General features: G+C 60.0%; 20 protein-coding genes and 4 tRNA genes. 13 read left to right on the forward strand and 11 right to left on the reverse strand.

Annotated features, from left to right (window positions below; genetic code table 11):
* Positions 1–31: 31 nt before the first annotated feature.
* From RG540_RS07615 to gloA, 4 genes are all read right to left on the reverse strand, one after another.
* Positions 32–106: transfer RNA gene (locus tag RG540_RS07615), tRNA-Glu, on the reverse strand.
* A 160-nt stretch (positions 107–266) separates the two neighbouring features.
* Positions 267–341: transfer RNA gene (locus RG540_RS07620), tRNA-Glu, on the reverse strand.
* A gap of 121 nt (positions 342–462) precedes the next feature.
* Positions 463–969 (reverse strand): hypothetical protein, encoded by a 507-nt coding sequence (locus tag RG540_RS07625; protein WP_038586291.1) that lies wholly within the window; start codon positions 967–969, stop codon positions 463–465.
* Positions 970–1,187: 218 nt separating this feature from the next.
* On the reverse strand, positions 1,188–1,628 hold the full coding sequence (gloA, locus tag RG540_RS07630; protein ID WP_038586295.1) for a lactoylglutathione lyase: 441 nt from the start codon (positions 1,626–1,628) through the stop codon (positions 1,188–1,190).
* Positions 1,629–1,851: 223 nt separating this feature from the next.
* Between gloA and RG540_RS07635 the strand changes: the two genes are divergently transcribed.
* The 5 genes from RG540_RS07635 (at position 1,852) to RG540_RS07655 (ending at position 3,552) form a co-directional block, all read left to right on the forward strand.
* Positions 1,852–2,430 (forward strand): cold-shock protein, encoded by a 579-nt coding sequence (locus RG540_RS07635; protein WP_037084473.1) that lies wholly within the window; start codon positions 1,852–1,854, stop codon positions 2,428–2,430.
* Positions 2,430–2,909: a DUF192 domain-containing protein gene (locus tag RG540_RS07640; protein WP_038542494.1), complete on the forward strand. Its 480-nt coding sequence runs from the start codon at positions 2,430–2,432 to the stop codon at positions 2,907–2,909. The genes RG540_RS07635 and RG540_RS07640 overlap by 1 nt, the downstream gene beginning before the upstream one ends.
* Before the next feature lie 90 nt (positions 2,910–2,999).
* A tRNA-Pro gene (locus RG540_RS07645) sits at positions 3,000–3,076 on the forward strand.
* A 51-nt stretch (positions 3,077–3,127) separates the two neighbouring features.
* Entirely contained in the window at positions 3,128–3,433 is a 306-nt protein-coding gene (locus tag RG540_RS07650) for an ETC complex I subunit (RefSeq protein ID WP_038542496.1), read from the forward strand.
* A gap of 42 nt (positions 3,434–3,475) precedes the next feature.
* Positions 3,476–3,552: transfer RNA gene (locus RG540_RS07655), tRNA-Arg, on the forward strand.
* 64 nt (positions 3,553–3,616) lie between these two features.
* Here the strand turns inward: RG540_RS07655 and RG540_RS07660 are convergent.
* A complete protein-coding gene (locus tag RG540_RS07660; protein ID WP_038586298.1) occupies positions 3,617–3,919 on the reverse strand; it encodes a hypothetical protein in 303 nt (100 codons plus the stop codon).
* A gap of 206 nt (positions 3,920–4,125) precedes the next feature.
* Here RG540_RS07660 and RG540_RS07665 point away from each other — a divergent pair, with 206 nt between their 5' ends.
* Positions 4,126–4,371, forward strand: a complete 246-nt coding sequence (locus tag RG540_RS07665) for a putative quinol monooxygenase (protein WP_244446636.1) — start codon at positions 4,126–4,128, stop codon at positions 4,369–4,371.
* A 267-nt stretch (positions 4,372–4,638) separates the two neighbouring features.
* A complete protein-coding gene (locus RG540_RS07670) occupies positions 4,639–5,295 on the forward strand; it encodes a hypothetical protein (protein WP_157884597.1) in 657 nt (218 codons plus the stop codon).
* Positions 5,296–5,347: 52 nt separating this feature from the next.
* On the opposite strand, the gene RG540_RS07675 is transcribed toward RG540_RS07670, so the two are convergent.
* The 4 genes from RG540_RS07675 to RG540_RS07690 all read right to left on the reverse strand — a co-directional run bounded on the left by RG540_RS07675 (position 5,348) and on the right by RG540_RS07690 (position 9,664).
* The gene (locus RG540_RS07675) at positions 5,348–6,121 is read right to left on the reverse strand and encodes an amino acid ABC transporter ATP-binding protein (RefSeq protein ID WP_007763130.1); all 774 of its coding nucleotides are present in this window, start codon (positions 6,119–6,121) and stop codon (positions 5,348–5,350) included.
* Positions 6,122–6,168: 47 nt separating this feature from the next.
* The gene (locus RG540_RS07680) at positions 6,169–7,290 is read right to left on the reverse strand and encodes an amino acid ABC transporter permease (RefSeq protein ID WP_407668901.1); all 1,122 of its coding nucleotides are present in this window, start codon (positions 7,288–7,290) and stop codon (positions 6,169–6,171) included.
* A gap of 40 nt (positions 7,291–7,330) precedes the next feature.
* On the reverse strand, positions 7,331–8,524 hold the full coding sequence (locus tag RG540_RS07685) for an amino acid ABC transporter permease (protein ID WP_038586306.1): 1,194 nt from the start codon (positions 8,522–8,524) through the stop codon (positions 7,331–7,333).
* A gap of 114 nt (positions 8,525–8,638) precedes the next feature.
* Positions 8,639–9,664, reverse strand: a complete 1,026-nt coding sequence (locus RG540_RS07690; protein ID WP_038586309.1) for an amino acid ABC transporter substrate-binding protein — start codon at positions 9,662–9,664, stop codon at positions 8,639–8,641.
* A gap of 364 nt (positions 9,665–10,028) precedes the next feature.
* On the opposite strand from RG540_RS07690, the gene RG540_RS07695 reads away from it, so the two are divergent.
* On the forward strand, positions 10,029–11,219 hold the full coding sequence (locus tag RG540_RS07695) for a cystathionine beta-lyase (protein WP_038586311.1): 1,191 nt from the start codon (positions 10,029–10,031) through the stop codon (positions 11,217–11,219).
* Here the strand turns inward: RG540_RS07695 and RG540_RS07700 are convergent, their stop codons facing one another.
* Together RG540_RS07700 and RG540_RS07705 are read right to left on the reverse strand one after the other, a co-directional pair.
* Entirely contained in the window at positions 11,220–12,383 is a 1,164-nt protein-coding gene (locus RG540_RS07700) for an FAD-dependent monooxygenase (RefSeq protein WP_038586314.1), read from the reverse strand.
* A 13-nt stretch (positions 12,384–12,396) separates the two neighbouring features.
* The gene (locus tag RG540_RS07705) at positions 12,397–12,642 is read right to left on the reverse strand and encodes a zinc-finger domain-containing protein (protein WP_007758304.1); all 246 of its coding nucleotides are present in this window, start codon (positions 12,640–12,642) and stop codon (positions 12,397–12,399) included.
* 171 nt (positions 12,643–12,813) lie between these two features.
* Between RG540_RS07705 and RG540_RS07710 the strand changes: the two genes are divergently transcribed.
* From RG540_RS07710 to clpS, 5 genes are all read left to right on the forward strand, one after another.
* The gene (locus RG540_RS07710; RefSeq protein ID WP_038586316.1) at positions 12,814–13,602 is read left to right on the forward strand and encodes an alpha/beta fold hydrolase; all 789 of its coding nucleotides are present in this window, start codon (positions 12,814–12,816) and stop codon (positions 13,600–13,602) included.
* A 116-nt stretch (positions 13,603–13,718) separates the two neighbouring features.
* Entirely contained in the window at positions 13,719–14,540 is an 822-nt protein-coding gene (cysE, locus tag RG540_RS07715) for a serine O-acetyltransferase (protein WP_038586319.1), read from the forward strand.
* Positions 14,541–14,706: 166 nt separating this feature from the next.
* Positions 14,707–14,910 (forward strand): DUF3126 family protein, encoded by a 204-nt coding sequence (locus RG540_RS07720; RefSeq protein WP_037088580.1) that lies wholly within the window; start codon positions 14,707–14,709, stop codon positions 14,908–14,910.
* Between the two features lie 277 nt (positions 14,911–15,187).
* On the forward strand, positions 15,188–15,538 hold the full coding sequence (locus tag RG540_RS07725; protein ID WP_038586323.1) for a phasin family protein: 351 nt from the start codon (positions 15,188–15,190) through the stop codon (positions 15,536–15,538).
* Positions 15,539–15,794: 256 nt separating this feature from the next.
* A complete protein-coding gene (clpS, locus tag RG540_RS07730; RefSeq protein ID WP_007758328.1) occupies positions 15,795–16,148 on the forward strand; it encodes an ATP-dependent Clp protease adapter ClpS in 354 nt (117 codons plus the stop codon).
* Positions 16,149–16,150: the final 2 nt, after the last annotated feature.

The following is a 16,150-nucleotide window of genomic DNA, read 5'->3' on the forward strand; positions in this document are numbered from 1 at the left end:
GGGATGGGATCTGCTTTTGCGGTGAGAGAAGTGGCACGCCCTAGGGGAGTCGAACCCCTCTTCCCAGAATGAAAATCTGGTGTCCTAACCGATAGACGAAGGGCGCGTGCGCTTCGTGGTGGCGCCCTTATAGTCAGGGTGTTTCTATCTCGCAAGCGCAAAATTGCATTTTCCAGCGCTTGCGTACGCAAAAAATCACACGGCTGAAAAACGGCGCGCGAAAGCTGGATACAGGAATAAAAACAAAAGCTTGGGGGAGGTTGAAGTGGCACGCCCTAGGGGAGTCGAACCCCTCTTCCCAGAATGAAAATCTGGTGTCCTAACCGATAGACGAAGGGCGCCTGCGCTTCGTGGCGCTCTTATAGAGAGGGGATTTCTTTCCCGCAAGCGCCAAAGCCATCTTTTTTACAAAAAAATGACGGTCCTTTTGTTGCCGGTCACCCAAGCGAAAATCGCGCCGAATCAGCAGCTTAAAGGATTGCCCTGTGCGTCTGCACCACAAGCGGCCGCAGGCGTCGCCTGCTGGGTGCTGTAGACGCTGGCGGTGGTGGCGTTGAAATTCCGCCTCGGCAGGTTGGCCGGAACCGGACCGTTGCCGGACGGTGCAGCGGCGGCCATCGGCGGGTTTGACGAAAAGATCGTGCCGCTATCGGCGCGCACGCCGGTCGGCTGCGTCGCAAGACCCGCGATCGAGGCCTGCTGCGGCTGTGCAGGCGCTGGCGGGAACGTATTTTCCGCAGTGGGAACGGCAGCCGGCGCCGCCGATGTCTGGGCCTGCTGCGCTGAGCCCTTGGCAATCGCTGGATCGACATAACGGTTAGCGGCGGTGGTGCCGCCCTTGGCAAAGATGCCCTTGGCGCTCGCCGGTACCGTGGTGCGCGGCGCGGGCGTCGTGGCGTCAGCCGTCTTTTTCGTGGTGGTGCAGCCGCCGAGCATCAACGCAGAAAGACAGGCGATCGCCAGCGTCATGCGGACATTCGAACAAAGGAAAGGCGTTTTCGGCAAGATGTGCCCCGTCAGCTCGTCTCGCGCACGTCATGTCGCGAATCATCGTGTTGGAGCATCTCGCGGAAGAGCGGCACGGACAAGCCGCTTGGGGCAGGCGAGCCGTGACGAGGTTAGCCTGGGGCAAGGTTGGGGAAAGAACGCGGCGGTTGAGTAAAAAGATGCCGCCGCGTTGAAAAATCCTACCAGCTGCCGATATTCGGTGCAGAAGCCCAGGGTTCGGCGACGGGCAGGTTGTCGCCCTTCTGGAGGAGTTCGATCGAAATGCCGTCCGGCGAGCGGACAAAAGCCATCCGGCCTTCGCGCGGCGGACGATTGATGATGATGCCGTTGTCCGAAAGATGCTGGCAGAAATCGTAGATGTTATCGACCTCATAGGCGAGGTGACCGAAGTTGCGACCGCCGGTATAATCCTCGGTGTCCCAATTGTAGGTCAGCTCGACGCAGGGAGCGAGAACGTCCTTGGCGTCGCTGAGATCGTCGGGGGCCGCGAGAAAAACCAGCGTGAAGCGGCCCTTCTCGTTGTCGATGCGACGAACTTCCTTGAGGCCGAAGACCGTCGTGTAGAAATGAAGCGAGGCGTCCAGGTCTTTCACCCGGACCATGGTATGAAGATAACGCATTATGGTGTCTCCCTCCGACAAGGCCGGTCGCCGATGAACCCCTCAGCGGGCCCGCGCTGGATATGGCGCAGACGCCAGCCTGGAGCAAGCCACTCTAGATAGAGATGAAGGTGGATAAAGCCAAGGCAGGGACTTGCGCTAAATGGTTAGCAAGATGTTAATCTATCCTCTGAGAATCAGTTGATCGTCACGTCGTAACGCGTAATCGAGGGGCCGACAGGATATGGCAGACAGAATGTCATCGAAAGACGTTGGCAGTTTCGAAGAGCTTCCGGGCGAGCCGGTCGAGCTGATCGAAATCACCGGCGTCGTCAAATGGTTCGATGTGGCGAAGGGGTTCGGCTTCATCGTTCCCGACAACGGCATGCAGGATGTGCTTCTGCACGTCACCTGCCTTCGCCGCGACGGATACCAGACCATTCTGGAAGGCACGCGCATCGTCGCGATGATCCAGAAGCGGGATCGCGGCTACCAGGCGTTCCGCATCCTCTCCATGGACCAGTCCACCGCCGTCCACCCGTCGGATCTTCCACCGGTGCGCACTCACGTGCAGGTGACCGCGACCAGCGGTCTGGAACGGGCTCTGGTGAAGTGGTTCAACCGCACCAAGGGTTTCGGCTTCCTGACGCGCGGCGAGGGGACGGAAGACATCTTCGTGCATATGGAAACGCTGCGACGTTTCGGCCTCACCGAGCTGCGCCCCGGCCAGGTCGTGCTGGTCCGTTTCGGGCCGGGTGACAAGGGTCTGATGGCGGCGGAAATCCATCCCGACAATCCAAATCCCGTGAGCCGGTCGCACTGATGCGTATCTCGTTTCCAGCATTTCTCAAAAGCGCCCTTGCGGCGCTTTTTCTTATCTTGGCAGGCGGTGCGGTTGCGCAGGACGTGACCTTCCCGCGCGACGAGCTGTCGATCAAGACCGCGGCCGGCCAGACCTACAAGTTCACGATCGAACTCGCTTTCACCGACGCGCAGCGTGAGCGCGGACTGATGTACCGCAAGGTGATGGCGCCGGATGCCGGCATGCTGTTCGATTTCGGCACGCCGCGGCCGGTCTCCATGTGGATGGAGAACACCATCCTTCCCCTCGACATGCTGTTCATCCAAGGCGACGGCACGATCTCGCATATCCGCGAGAACGCCGTGCCCTATGCGCGCGACATCATCGATTCGCACGGTCCGGTGAAATTCGTGCTGGAGCTCAATGCCGGCCGCTCGAAGGCGCTCGGGATAAAGGTGGGCGACAAGGTGATCAGCAAACGCATCGGCAATCAGTGGTAATTTTCAAACTCTTGGCTTCAGAATGGCCAAGGGTCCATTTTGCAGTTGCGACACAAGGGGGAACCGTGTATCTCGCAACCACCGTAGGAACGGAGTGTAGCGCAGCCTGGTAGCGCATCTGGTTTGGGACCAGAGGGTCGGGAGTTCGAATCTCTCCACTCCGACCACGCTTTTGGGTGAGGCTCCTTATCCGTTCCATTCCATGGAGCGTTACAGGAATGGCCGCCAAGATCTATCGTCCCGCAAAGACCGCCATGCAGTCCGGCAAGGCCAAGACCCATCTCTGGGTGCTGGAATTCGACCAGGAACAGCCGCGTCGCATCGATCCGATCCTTGGCTACACCTCCTCCGGCGACATGAAACAGCAGCTTCGCCTGACCTTTGAAAGCCAGGAACAGGCCGAAGCCTATGCCAAGCGCGAAGGCATCGAATACCGCGTCATCCAGCCGAAGGATCCGAATCGCCAGATCGTTTCCTACACCGACAATTTCCGCTTCAGCCGCACCCAGCCCTGGACGCATTGATTTTTAGCCGCTCGGGCCTTCCCGAGCGCTGCTGCCGAGATCGGCCCCTTAGCTCAACTGGATAGAGCAGCTGCCTTCTAAGCAGCAGGTCGCAGGTTCGAGTCCTGCAGGGGTCGCCACGCTTTATTGCTGAAATCGTTGGATTTTCTGTCATGTTTCGCAGCCGGAGACTGAGCCGCGCGACTACCTGACATAATAAACAGAGATACCCACCGGGTAGGCATAGACGCCTCGGTAAAAGAACCCTTTGCGATACAGACAACCCCGCAGCCGCACCGCTGGCAGGCTGGCCTCAGCGATCGCTCCTGCCTCTGCCAGACCCGCTTCCGGAAGGCATCGCGCCAGCGCCCTGTTGTACGCCTGCATAAGTTGAGGGCTGCTTTCCACGGGCACTGCTCCGTAGAGCTGCAAATTCGACCGGGCTTCTGCCACCATCGGTATGCACATCAGGCTAAGCGCCACGCCCATTGCGAGCTTGAGGTTCATCTGTTCGCTCTCCGCTTGATACGATGCCGCGGGGAACGCGATGTCGGGCGATTTGTTCCTAAGCTCGGTGTCCTATATTCTAAGGCACCCTATCTCCGATCCATCGTCGGTCGGCGCGGTTCAACCTTGGGAGGGGAAGATGAAATGCATCATCGGATTTTTCACGACCAAGCCTGGCAAGTGTGAGCAATATCTCGAGGCGGCGCGTGATCATCTGGGAGAAAAGCCGGCTCGACCCCGATTGCCTCTATATCGAACTAGTCCCGATGCCGGATCATCCCGACAAGATCCTGCTCGCGGAGGCCTTTACCAGTGAGGAAGCGCATCGCCGACACGAGGATACCGATCACATGCGAGCGCTTTGGGAAGTGGGGCCAACACTTCTCTCCCACGTCGTCATCGACAATGTGATATCGGCGTCGGTGCAACACATAGACGAGCGGTTCGGCTAAGACCGACGCGCAAGACGCCACGGCCGCCAATATGGCCGGACCCACGAAATCCTATTCTTGCCGCATTGCGGATTCGGAATGGCCGCATTGTTTCGTATTATGGGTGATGTCAGTTCCGTAGCGTCACGCGCGCGGAAGGCAGACCGGCGATCTTGCGGCCACAGGCCTCGGCAAACGCCTTCAACACATTGAAATGGTTTTCATTCGGGCAGTTCAGACTGCCCGGACCCCTTGCATTGTTTTTGAGCCTTCGAGTGGGGATTTGATATGAACAGGATATTGTCTGCCGGCGCGGGTCTTGCGCTTGCGTGTTTTTTGACGGCGGGTCCGGGGTTTGCGGAGGATAAGCCGCTGATCTGGAAGCCGATCCGCAACTCCGAAACCAGCTATTCCGTCAAGCTCGGCCTGAAGCTGCCGACCCGGCTCGAAACCGAGGCCGGCATCTCGATGGGTGTCGATACGTCGACGAGCGGAACTCCGGTCGATACGCCCATCAAATTCTGGAGCAATTTCACGGCGGAAAAGATCCAGACGCCCGCCTATCAGCTGAACCGCGGCGTCGGTGTCGATCTCGACGGCAATACCGGCAGCGCCGGGATCACCATGAATTATTACGAAAAGGAAATCGCCACGCCGACGATCGATATCGAGAGGCGCAGCAGCTACGGCCTGCGGTATGACGGGACCTCGGGAGAATGGCGAGGCCTCGATGCGAGCCAGTCGGTTCGCCTGTTGCACAGCCCAAGCCGCACGGCGCTGGTCGGACGGGCAAGCGGCAGCAACGGGTTTCGCACGGTCGGGGCAGGCGTCTCCGTGGAGAAGAGGCTCGGCCGGTACATGACGGTCAGCGGCGCGCTCGACCGCACCTCGGATGCGCCCGACCCGGTCACGAGCGTCAATGCTCGTTATTCCTTCCGCTGGTGAAACGAAAACGGGGCGCCGAAGCGCCCCGTGATTGCATCTCAGACAAGCCCGATCAGTGCAGGATCTGGCTGAGGAAGAGCCTCGTGCGCTCGTGCTGCGGATTGTCGAAGAATTCGGCCGGCGAGTTTTGTTCGACGATCTGGCCCTGGTCCATAAAAATCACCCGATGGGCGACCTGGCGGGCAAAGCCCATTTCGTGGGTGACGCACAGCATGGTCATGCCTTCTTCGGCAAGGCTCACCATCGTATCCAGCACTTCCTTGACCATTTCCGGATCGAGCGCCGAGGTCGGCTCGTCGAACAGCATGATCTTCGGTTTCATGCACAGCGAGCGGGCGATCGCCACGCGCTGCTGCTGGCCGCCGGAAAGCTGGCCCGGATATTTGTTGGCCTGTTCCGGGATCTTGACGCGGGCGAGATAATGCATGGCGATCTCTTCCGCCTGCTTCTTCGGCATCTTGCGGACCCAGATCGGCGCGAGCGTGCAATTCTCCAGGATCGTCAGGTGCGGGAAGAGGTTGAAGTGCTGGAACACCATGCCGACTTCGCGGCGCACTTCGTCGATCTTCTTCAGGTCGTTGGTAAGCTCGATGCCGTCGACGATGATGTTGCCGGCCTGGTGTTCCTCAAGACGATTGATGCAGCGGATCATCGTTGACTTGCCGGAGCCGGACGGGCCGGCGATGACGATGCGCTCGCCCTTCATCACCTTCAGGTTGATGTCGCGCAGCACGTGGAAATCGCCGTACCACTTGTTCATGCCGATGATTTCGACGGCAACGTCGGTAGCCGAGACGGTCATTTTTTTGGGTTGGGCGTCTGCCATTTATATCCCCTTAGTTATCGTTTGTGCCGGTTATTGCTTCAGGCCAGCTATCGCTTCAGGTTGGTATCGAGGTGCCGCTCCATGAAGGCGGAGTAGCGCGACATGCCGAAGCAGAACAGCCAGAAGATGAAGCCTGCGAAGATGAGGCCCGTGATCGGCGTGACCGGGCTGATCCAGGTCGTGTCGGTAAAGTTCAGCTGTACGATCCCGAGAAGATCGAACATGCCGATGATCGATACCAGCGACGTATCCTTGAAGAGGCCGATGAAGGTGTTGACGATGCCCGGAATTACCAGTTTCAGCGCCTGCGGCATGATGATCAGCCGGATCTTTTGCCAGTAGCTGAGGCCGAGCGAATCGGCGCCTTCGAACTGTCCTTTCGGGATCGCCTGCAGGCCGCCGCGAACCACTTCGGCCATGTAGGCAGAGGCGAATATCGCCACGCCGACCAATGCGCGCAGGAAGTTGTCGATCGTCCAGCCGGTTGGCAGGAAGAGCGGCAGCATCACGTTCGCCATGAACAGCACCGTGATCAGCGGCACGCCGCGGATGACCTCGATGAAGGTGACGCAGATGACCCGGATCACCGGCATCGTCGAGCGTCGCCCGAGCGCCAGCAGAATGCCGACGGGGAGGGAGACGGCGATGCCGACGAAGGACAGGATCAGCGTCACCATCAGGCCGCCCCACAGCGGGGTTTCGACCTTCTGGAGCCCGAACGCACCGCCATGCAGCAGGAAAAATGCGACGATCGGCAGGCCGACGAAAAGCAGCAGCGCATTCAGGCCCTTGCGAGGCAGTTTCGGCATAAGGATCGGCACCAGAAGGGCGATGAACAGGATCGCCACCAGCACCGGCCGCCAGCGTTCGTCCAGCGGATAACGCCCGAACATGAATTGCTGGAAACGGTCGCCGACAAAAGCCCAGCAGGCGCCGCTCCAGCCGTTCGGCTTGATGCCGCCCTGCACGGCGGTGGTGCAGAACGAGCGGTCCGTCCCGAACCACGCAGCCTGGACGAACAGCCAGTTGATCATGCCCGGCAGGAGCCAGACCAGAAGCGCAACCGCAAGGATCGTCAGCGCGGCATCTTTCGGCGTGGCCAGAAGGTTGATGCGGATCCAGCCCGAGGCACTCCTGGTGCTGAGCGGAGCGGGTGCGGGGGCGATCATTTCCGGGCGGACATAGGCAAGGTTTTTCGTGTTCATGATCTTACCTCTCCACCAGGGCCATTTTGGAGTTGAACCAGTTCATGAACAGCGAGGTCGTGATACTGATGCTGAGATAGACGACGAGCCAGATCGACACGACTTCGATCGCCTGTCCGGTCTGGTTCATCGTGGTGCCGCCGGTTGCGACCAGTTCCGGAAAGCCCACGGCAATGCCGAGCGACGAGTTTTTCGTAAGGTTGAGATATTGGCTGGTCAGCGGCGGGATGATGACCCGCATTGCCTGCGGTACGACGACGAGGCGGGTCGTGGTGGCGGGCTGCAAGCCGAGTGCCGCGGCCGCTTCGCTCTGCCCCTTGGCCACGGCCCGGATGCCGGCGCGGATCGTCTCAGCGATGAACGAGGCCGTATAGAAGGACAGGGCCAGATAGAGGGCCACGAATTCCGGGGCGATCACCGATCCGCCGGAGAGGTTGAAGCGGCCCGCGATCGGGAAATCGAAGGTCAGCGGAGCACCGGCGGCCAGGAAGACGAGGACCGGCAGGCCGACGATCAGCCCGATCGCCGTCCAGATCGTGTGGAACTGCTTGCCGGTGCGCATCTGCCGCTGTTTTGCCCAGCGCGCGACGAAGAAAGTCGCGACGATGGCGACCAGCAGCGCGATGGGGATGACCCATGCGGCGTCACCCCAGACGGGCCTCGGGAAGGCCAGCCCGCGGTTGTTGAGCACCATGCCGAGCGGCAGTTTGACCGAGTCCCGAACCTGCGGCAGGGACGAAAGCACGCCCTTGTACCAGAAGAAGATGATCAGCAGCACCGGAATGTTGCGGAAGACTTCCACATAGACGGTGCAGAGTTTTGCGATCAGCCAGTTCTTCGAAAGACGCCCGATGCCGATGATGAAGCCGATGGTCGTGGCGGTAATGATACCGAAAAACGCCACCAGGATCGTATTGAGAAAACCGACGAGGATGGCGCGCCCGTAGGTCGAATCGCTCGAATAATCGATGAGCGAAGCGCCGATGTCGAAACCGGCGCGGCCTTTGAGGAACTGATATCCGGAAGCGGTACCGGAGCGCGCAAGGTTGGCGACGGTGTTGTCAAAAATCGACCAGCCGACGCCGACGACGATGACGAGCGTGAGGATCTGGAAGAAAATAGCCCGGATCTTTGGGTCGTAGATATAGGATCTGAGAGTTCGCGCTTCGGAAGGCGCAATTGCAGCGTGATCTGTCATGCTGGCCTTTTCCCCTGTGACCTCGTTTTTGAGGTCTTTTTCTTTTTATGCGTTTTTCTTTTTATGCCGGGGATAAGGCGGCTGAGCCGCCTTATCCCGTCTTGGTTTGGCCGATTAACGAACCGGCGGAGCGTATTGCAGGCCGCCCTTGGTCCAGAGCGCGTTGAGGCCGCGCTGGATCTTGAGGGGAGTGTTCTGGCCGATGTTGCGCTCGAACACTTCGCCGTAATTGCCGACGGCCTTGATGATGTTGTAGGCCCAGTCGTTAGTCAGGCCGAGGTCGGTACCGATCTTGGTATCCTTCTCGACGCCGAGGAAGCGGCGGACGTCCGGGTTTGTGGAGGACTTGCGGATGTCGTCGACATTGGCCTTGGTGATGCCGAATTCTTCAGCCTGCACCAATGCGTAATGCGTCCACGAAATGATGTCGAACCACTGGTCGTCGCCCTGGCGAACGGCCGGGCCGAGCGGCTCCTTGGAAATGATTTCCGGCAGAATGATGTGCTCATCCGGGTTCGAAAGCGACAGGCGCAGCGAATAGAGGCCGGACTGGTCGGTCGTGTAAACGTCGCAACGGCCTTCCTGGTAGGCCTGGTTCACTTCCGGCAGCTTTTCGTAGACGACCGGCTTGTATTCGAGCTTGTTAGCCTTGAAAAAGTCGGCGAGGTTAAGCTCGGTGGTGGTGCCGGACTGAACGCAGACGGCAGCGCCGGAGAGTTCCAGAGCCGACTTTACGTTGAGGCTCTTCGGTACCATGAAGCCCTGACCGTCGTAATAGTTGACGGTACGGAAGTTGAAGCCGAGCGCGGTATCGCGGTTGATCGTCCAGGTCGTGTTGCGGAACAGGACGTCGCCTTCGCCCGACTGCAGCGCCGTAAAGCGGGTCTGCGAGGTGGTCGGGGTGTATTTGGTCTTCGTTGCGTCATTAAAAATGGCAGCAGCAACGGCTTTGCAGTAGTCAACGTCGAAACCGGACCAGTTGCCCGATGCGTCCGGTGCGGCAAAGCCGGCGAGACCGGTGTTGACGACGCACTGAACGAAACCCTTGGACTTGACGGTATCCAGCGTGGTGGCCGATGCCGCCGATGCGAAGCCAAGGACCGCTGCGCCAATCGCGGCTGACAGAAGCGTCTTTTTCATTTTCCCAACCTTTATCTGTGGTTTTCTGTGACTTGATGGCACCAACCGCTCCCCTGTCTTTTCGAATACGGCCGGCCGCCCGCTAACCCTCCCGGTGCAGGCGTTGCTATCTCATTCGCAAAACAACGCAGGGTCAAGTGTCGCCATTTCGAATTGCGTCTGAAATGAGGTAAATTCGTTAACCCGGCTCAGAAAACGCTCAGTTACCTAAAGTTTAGGCAGCATATGATCAAAAGAGGTGCGTTTTCCGTGAGATGGAAGGTTGCCTGATGTATCTGATTTAAGCGCCTGTCGCGGGGTTGACCGGGCCCTGTTGCGGCGGCAAAACTTTGTGCCTCCATTGCCAAAGAAAGCTCTCCCCGACATGAAAAAGACGAACGAGTCCCTGTTCACCGGTGCTGGCCCCAACACGCGTCTCGCCCATATGGGCAACGATCCGTCCGACTACCACGGTTTTGTCAATCCGCCGGTCGTCCACGCTTCGACCGTGTTGTTTCCCGACGCTGCGACGATGGAGAAGCGGGCCCAGAAATACACCTACGGGACCCGCAGCACGCCGACGACAGATGCGCTCTGCGCGGCCTTCGACGAGCTGGAGGGCTCGGCCGGCACCATTCTTGTTCCCTCGGGCCTGGCAGCGATTTCGGTGCCGTTTCTCGCCTATCTCTCGGCCGGCGACCACGCCCTGATCGTCGATTCCGTCTACACGCCGTGCCGTAATTTCTGCAATACGATGCTGAAGCGCCTCGGCGTCTCGATCGAGTATTACGATCCGGAAATCGGCGCCGGCATCGAAGCGTTGATCAAGCCGAACACCAGGCTGATCCATACCGAAGCTCCGGGCTCCAACACCATGGAGATGCAGGATATCAGGGCAATCGCCGACGCGGCTCACCGGCACGACTGCGTCGTCACGATGGACAATACCTGGGCAACGCCGCTTTATTTCCGGCCGCTCGATTTCGGCGTCGATGTGTCGATCCATGCGACGACGAAATATCCGTCCGGCCATTCGGACATCATCATGGGCTCGGTTTCGGCCAATGCCAAGCACTGGCCCAAGCTCGAGGAGGCCCGCATTGCGCTCGGGATCTGCGGCGCACCGGATGATTCCTACCAGATCCTGCGCGGCCTGCGCACCATGGGCGTACGTCTCGAACATCATCAGAAGAGCGCACTCGATATCGCCACGTGGCTGGAGCGCCGAGACGACGTCGCGCGCGTCCTGCACCCGGCGCTGCCGAGCTTTCCGGGCCACGCGATCTGGAAGCGCGATTTCAAGGGCGCCAGCGGCGTCTTCTCTTTCGTGCTGAAGGCGCAGGGCGACAAGGCGAAAGCCAAGGCGCACGCTTTCCTGGACGCGCTGTCCTTTTTCGGCCTCGGTTATTCCTGGGGCGGTTACGAGAGCCTCGCCGTGCCGGTCAATCTGTCGGACCGCACCATCCGCAAAGCGCCGCCGGAAGGTCCGGTCATTCGCCTGCAGATCGGCCTCGAAGACGTAGCGGACCTGAAGAAGGACCTGGAAATCGGTTTCGCGGCCGCGGCCGAGATCTGATCACCGCGCCTTGAAGCCGTAAAGCCAGTCGAAATCCGCCGCGAGCGATTGCGGCGGACGCAGCGACAGGACGATATCGCGGCCGAGCCGGATCGGGCCGCGGGCGTGATAGGCGAAGCGGTTGAACAGGCCGCGGGCGCGAACCTTGGCGATCCGCCGCGTGCGTTCGCTCTCGAAATCGGCCAGCGCCTGCGTAAGTGACAGGGGACCGGCCACACGGTTTGCCAGCACGAACGCGTCCTCGATCGCCATCGATGCGCCCTGGGCCGCAAACGGCATCATCGCATGCGCCGCATCGCCGATCAGCACCCTGTCACGACCGTTGTGCCAGCGGCCGGCGCCGACTTGGTAGAGCGGCCAGAAGGTCGGCTGTTCGGCCCTTTCGATCAGTTGAATGATACGCCGGTCCCAGCGATGGAACTGGCCGAGCAGCATGCGCCGCTGCGCATCGCTGGCTTGTGCATCCCACGTCTTGCCGGGGCTGATGCCGGAGGCGATTGCGACGACGTTGAACCCGTCGATTTCCTTGAGCGGATAGGCAACCACATGGGTCGACGGCCCGAGAAAGGCGGTGACTTGGTCCGCGGCCAGCCAGTCGGGTCTGGCGCTGCCGGGAATTGTGAAGCGCCAGGCGACATTGCGCGAAAAATCCGGCTGCGGGCTGTCCGGCATGTCGGCGCGCAGATTGGACCAGACGCCGTCTGCGCCAACGATCAGGGGATAGGTTCTGCCGGTGATCCCGGCCAGCGTCCCGTGCGGATCCTTGCGGACAGGCGTATCCAGATGGATTTTGCAGAGCGGGCTTTGTTCGACGGCCTCAAGCAGCGCCTTTTGAAGCGTCGCACGGTGGAGGACCCCATAGGGCGCACCCCAGCGCTCGCGGGCGAAACGCCCGGCCGGCACATGCGCAAGCGGTCTGAGCGATGTCCCCGAAACGAGCGCAATCCGTTCCGGTTCGGTCCAGACGGCTTCAAGTGCGGGCAGGACACCGAGTTCGGAGAGCACGTGCGACGCGTTCGGCGATATCTGCAGGCCGGCCCCGACCTCGATCAGGGCGGCTGCTTCTTCGAAAATGTCGCAGGCTATGCCGTGGTGGGCGAAGGCGAGCGCGGCCGTCAGCCCGGCCATGCCGGCACCGATGATCGCTACACTTTCAATGGGCATGTCGGAATGCCGATCAGGCGGCCTTGACGTGGAAGACGCAGCCTGGCGGGTCGGTCTGTTCGGCCTTCAGCGACGGATTGTAGCGGTAGAGGGTCGAGCAGTAGGAGCAAACCTTCTCGTTGTCGTCGCCCATGTCGATGAAGATATGCGGGTGGTCGAAGGGAACCGAAGCGCCAGTGCACATGAATTCCTTGACGCCGATCTGGATCAAGCGATGTCCGCCGTCGTTCTGGAAATGGGGAATGCTGTGCCCGGCCATGATGGTCTCCGATACTTGAATGCGGCGCGTCTGATTTGCGCCGGACATTAGCCGCCCGCTTGGCGATTGTGTAGTGGGAAAACCGCCGCAGGCGCGTCGATTTCGTGTCGGGCACGGGTTCAAACGCCGCGGATCATCCCTTATGTTCCGGGCGTCAATGAGGACTGCCCGATGAATCTCAACGCCCCTGCCTTCTCCACGTTTTCCCATGAGGGTCTTGATCTAGCCTATTTCGACGAAGGCGATCCGTCCGGCGATCCGGTATTGCTCATCCATGGGTTTGCCTCGAGCGCGCTGGTCAACTGGGTACATCCGGGTTGGCTGAAGACGCTGGGCGACGCTGGCTACCGGGTGATTGCCATGGACAATCGCGGGCATGGAGCAAGCGACAAGCCGCTCGATCCGGAAGCCTATCGGCCGTGGGTGATGGCCGACGATTCGATGGCGCTCCTCGATCATTTGAGGATCCCGGAAGCGCATGTCTTCGGTTATTCGATGGGCGCCCGCATCTCGGTCTTTTCCGCACTTGCGCATCCGCATCGGGTACGTTCGCTGGTGCTTGGAGGCCTCGGCATCGGCATGACCGACGGGGTAGGGGATTGGGACCCGATCGCAGACGCCTTGCTTGCCCCCTCGCTCGATGACGTCAGCCATGCCCGCGGCCGCATGTTCCGCGCCTTTGCCGACCAGACGAAGAGCGACAGGGAAGCTCTGGCCGCCTGTATCCGCGGTTCGAGGGATCTGGTGACCCGGGCCGACATGGGCCGTATCGACGCGCCGACGTTGATCGGCGTCGGAACCAACGACGACATTGCCGGTTCCGCGCAGGAGCTCGCCGCTTTGATGCCGCATGCGATTGCCCTCGATATCCCCGGCCGCGACCATATGCTCGCAGTCGGCGACCGGGTGTTCAAGAAGGCGGTTCTGGACTTTTACGCGGAACTCTCCGCAAGGCCGTAGGTTTCTTCATTCTTACGATCAACGGAATGCGATTTTGCGCCCATTGGTCTCGGCGTAAACTTATTCTATATACTGGCCGTACGAAGCTCTGCCATACGGCAAACGAGGAGACGGCGATGGCCGCGAGAACTGAAATCCGCCAGGAGCCGGTCGCGACGATGGATCCCATCTGGGATACGTTGCGCCAGGAGGCGCGCGCGGCGACCGAGCAGGACCCGCTGCTCGCCGCATTTCTGTATTCTGCCGTGCTCAACCATCGCTCGCTTGAGGAATGCGTCGTGCACCGCATCTGCGAGCGCCTCGCTCATGCGGATATTCCGGACGTTCTCCTGCGCCAGACCTTCATGGAAATGTTGGCCGACTGGCCGGAATGGGGCGCGATCATGCGCGTCGATATCCAGGCGGTCTACGACCGCGATCCTGCCTGCCTGCGGTTCATGGAGCCGGTCCTCTATTTCAAGGGTTTCCACGCGATCCAGACCCACCGGCTGGCGCATTGGCTGTTCAACCGCGGCCGCCGCGACTTCGCGCTCTATCTGCAGAGCCGCTCCTCCAGCGTCTTCCAGACCGACATCAACCCGGCAGCCCGCATCGGCAAGGGCATCTTCCTCGATCACGCCACTGGCCTGGTGGTCGGCGAGACGGCCGTCATCGGCGACAACGTCTCGATCCTGCACGGCGTGACGCTCGGCGGCACCGGCAAGGAAGGCGCCGACCGCCATCCGAAGATAGCCAACGGCGTCCTCATCGGTGCCGGCGCCAAGATCCTCGGCAATATCGAGGTCGGCTCGTGCTCTCGCGTTGCCGCGGGCTCGGTGGTGCTGAAGGCCGTTCCGCCGAAGTCGACCGTCGCCGGCGTGCCGGCAAAGGTGGTCGGGAGTGCCGGGTGTTCGGAACCGTCGCGCCTGATGGACCAGATTCTCGGGGCTGACGACTGATTCGTCTGCGTTCGCCTTGCCGCTCGCCCGATATCGACGGCTCACGGAATATCGTGAGCCACTGAACATCGGGGAAAGAGCGGCAAAGGCTATTTCTGGCGGCTTTACTTTCGCCTTTGTCCCATGCCAAAAGCGCCGCAATCGAGAACCGCTGACGGAGAGAAACGTGAAACCGGACGAAATCAAGAAGCTCGACGCCTATTTCAAGCGCGTGATCAATCCGCAGGCGATCGTCAAGGCGCGTCCGCGCAAGGACGACTCGGCCGAAGTTTACCTCGGAGACGAGTTTCTCGGCGTCGTCTATATCGATGACGAGGATGGCGACCGCTCTTACAATTTTTCCATGGCGATCCTGGAGGTCGATCTCTGATCGAACCGACCGCGGCACCTCAGGGCGGGCTCACAGGCCCGCTTTTTGATTCGTGCGGAGGGCACCGCCAGGTGGAAAGAAAATGGCTGCGGCGTTTTTGCGCGGCAGGTCGCGATCCGCTGATATATCTTCGCAAAATCAGACGCCTGAATCCATCTATGCATTTGCATGAATCCTGTTGCAACCAAAGGTGATTTTGCGCCGCACAAATCAGCCTTGACTTTTATCGGCATGCCGCTTTCTATCAGCGTCTACGAATAGAACAAAGGGACAGGCGATGTTCAATTTCGATGAGGCCAATAAGAAGAGCAAGGAAGCGATGGACGGAATGCTGAAGAGCTATTCCGAGATCGCCAAGAGTTATCAGGCGATCGCCACCGAAGCGACCGACTATTCCAAGAAGTCCTTCCAGGATATGACGGGTTTCATGGAAGAGCTCGCCTCCACCCGCAGCGTCGAGGCGGCCTTCGAGCTCCAGACCAAGTACGTGAAATCGGCTTATGAAAGCTTCATTGCCGAGTCGACCAAGATCACCGACATGTATGCCGATCTCGCCAAGACGGCCTACAAGCCCTACGAAGCGCCGGTCGCCAAGTCGACCGCCGTGGTGACCGCAAACGCCGCGTAACGCGCATAGCGGCCCCTCCAAGCGACGCCTTTATCATAGAAGGCCGGCGGCGTTCAGCGCTGCCGGCCTTTTTGATTCATGCCAATGCGGAAATACCCGACTTTCGGCGTGTTCCATCATCTCTTTAGCGGAATAGTGATTGCGTGGCCGCAAAGGGGGCTTAAAATCCGCGTTCAATGAACTAAGTTAGGAAGACTAAAGTCCGGCCGTTCGGCCATTCGGACGAACCCGCCGGATGACTGGGGAATGAATGAAGATGATCGCACTGCCGATCTTGATGCAAGCTGAAAAGGGTGGCGACGGAGACAACGCAAATCGCGGTACCTCGGTCATCACTCGTACGAAGCCGAAAACAAAGAAGCCAAATCTCTACCGCGTACTGCTGCTGAATGACGATTATACGCCGATGGAGTTCGTCATCCACATTCTGGAGCGTTTCTTTCAGAAGGACAGGGAGGCAGCGACACGTATCATGCTCCACGTCCACAATCACGGCGTGGGGGAATGCGGAATATTTACATACGAAGTAGCGGAAACCAAAGTGTCCCAGGTCATGGACTTCGCCCGGCAACACCAGCATCCGCTGCAATGTGTCATGGAAAAGAAGTGAGG

Source organism: Neorhizobium galegae bv. orientalis str. HAMBI 540, assembly GCF_000731315.1.
In the GTDB taxonomy this organism is placed as follows: domain Bacteria; phylum Pseudomonadota; class Alphaproteobacteria; order Rhizobiales; family Rhizobiaceae; genus Neorhizobium; species Neorhizobium galegae.

Excerpts from the sequence above, each read along its gene's own strand:
- RG540_RS07660 (WP_038586298.1), bottom strand. The coding sequence starts at position 3,919 with ATGAACCTCAAGCTCGCAATGGGCGTGGCGCTTAGCCTGATGTGCATA.
- gloA (WP_038586295.1), bottom strand. The coding sequence starts at position 1,628 with ATGCGTTATCTTCATACCATGGTCCGGGTGAAAGACCTGGACGCCTCG.
- RG540_RS07670 (WP_157884597.1), top strand. The coding sequence starts at position 4,639 with ATGAACAGGATATTGTCTGCCGGCGCGGGTCTTGCGCTTGCGTGTTTT.
- RG540_RS07650 (WP_038542496.1), top strand. The coding sequence starts at position 3,128 with ATGGCCGCCAAGATCTATCGTCCCGCAAAGACCGCCATGCAGTCCGGC.
- RG540_RS07680 (WP_407668901.1), bottom strand. The coding sequence starts at position 7,290 with ATGATCGCCCCCGCACCCGCTCCGCTCAGCACCAGGAGTGCCTCGGGC.
- RG540_RS07695 (WP_038586311.1), top strand. The coding sequence starts at position 10,029 with ATGAAAAAGACGAACGAGTCCCTGTTCACCGGTGCTGGCCCCAACACG.
- clpS (WP_007758328.1), top strand. The coding sequence starts at position 15,795 with ATGATCGCACTGCCGATCTTGATGCAAGCTGAAAAGGGTGGCGACGGA.
- RG540_RS07710 (WP_038586316.1), top strand. The coding sequence starts at position 12,814 with ATGAATCTCAACGCCCCTGCCTTCTCCACGTTTTCCCATGAGGGTCTT.
- RG540_RS07640 (WP_038542494.1), top strand. The coding sequence starts at position 2,430 with ATGCGTATCTCGTTTCCAGCATTTCTCAAAAGCGCCCTTGCGGCGCTT.
- RG540_RS07675 (WP_007763130.1), bottom strand. The coding sequence starts at position 6,121 with ATGGCAGACGCCCAACCCAAAAAAATGACCGTCTCGGCTACCGACGTT.
- RG540_RS07725 (WP_038586323.1), top strand. The coding sequence starts at position 15,188 with ATGTTCAATTTCGATGAGGCCAATAAGAAGAGCAAGGAAGCGATGGAC.
- RG540_RS07635 (WP_037084473.1), top strand. The coding sequence starts at position 1,852 with ATGGCAGACAGAATGTCATCGAAAGACGTTGGCAGTTTCGAAGAGCTT.
- RG540_RS07705 (WP_007758304.1), bottom strand. The coding sequence starts at position 12,642 with ATGGCCGGGCACAGCATTCCCCATTTCCAGAACGACGGCGGACATCGC.
- cysE (WP_038586319.1), top strand. The coding sequence starts at position 13,719 with ATGGCCGCGAGAACTGAAATCCGCCAGGAGCCGGTCGCGACGATGGAT.
- RG540_RS07685 (WP_038586306.1), bottom strand. The coding sequence starts at position 8,524 with ATGACAGATCACGCTGCAATTGCGCCTTCCGAAGCGCGAACTCTCAGA.
- RG540_RS07625 (WP_038586291.1), bottom strand. The coding sequence starts at position 969 with ATGACGCTGGCGATCGCCTGTCTTTCTGCGTTGATGCTCGGCGGCTGC.
- RG540_RS07700 (WP_038586314.1), bottom strand. The coding sequence starts at position 12,383 with ATGCCCATTGAAAGTGTAGCGATCATCGGTGCCGGCATGGCCGGGCTG.
- RG540_RS07690 (WP_038586309.1), bottom strand. The coding sequence starts at position 9,664 with ATGAAAAAGACGCTTCTGTCAGCCGCGATTGGCGCAGCGGTCCTTGGC.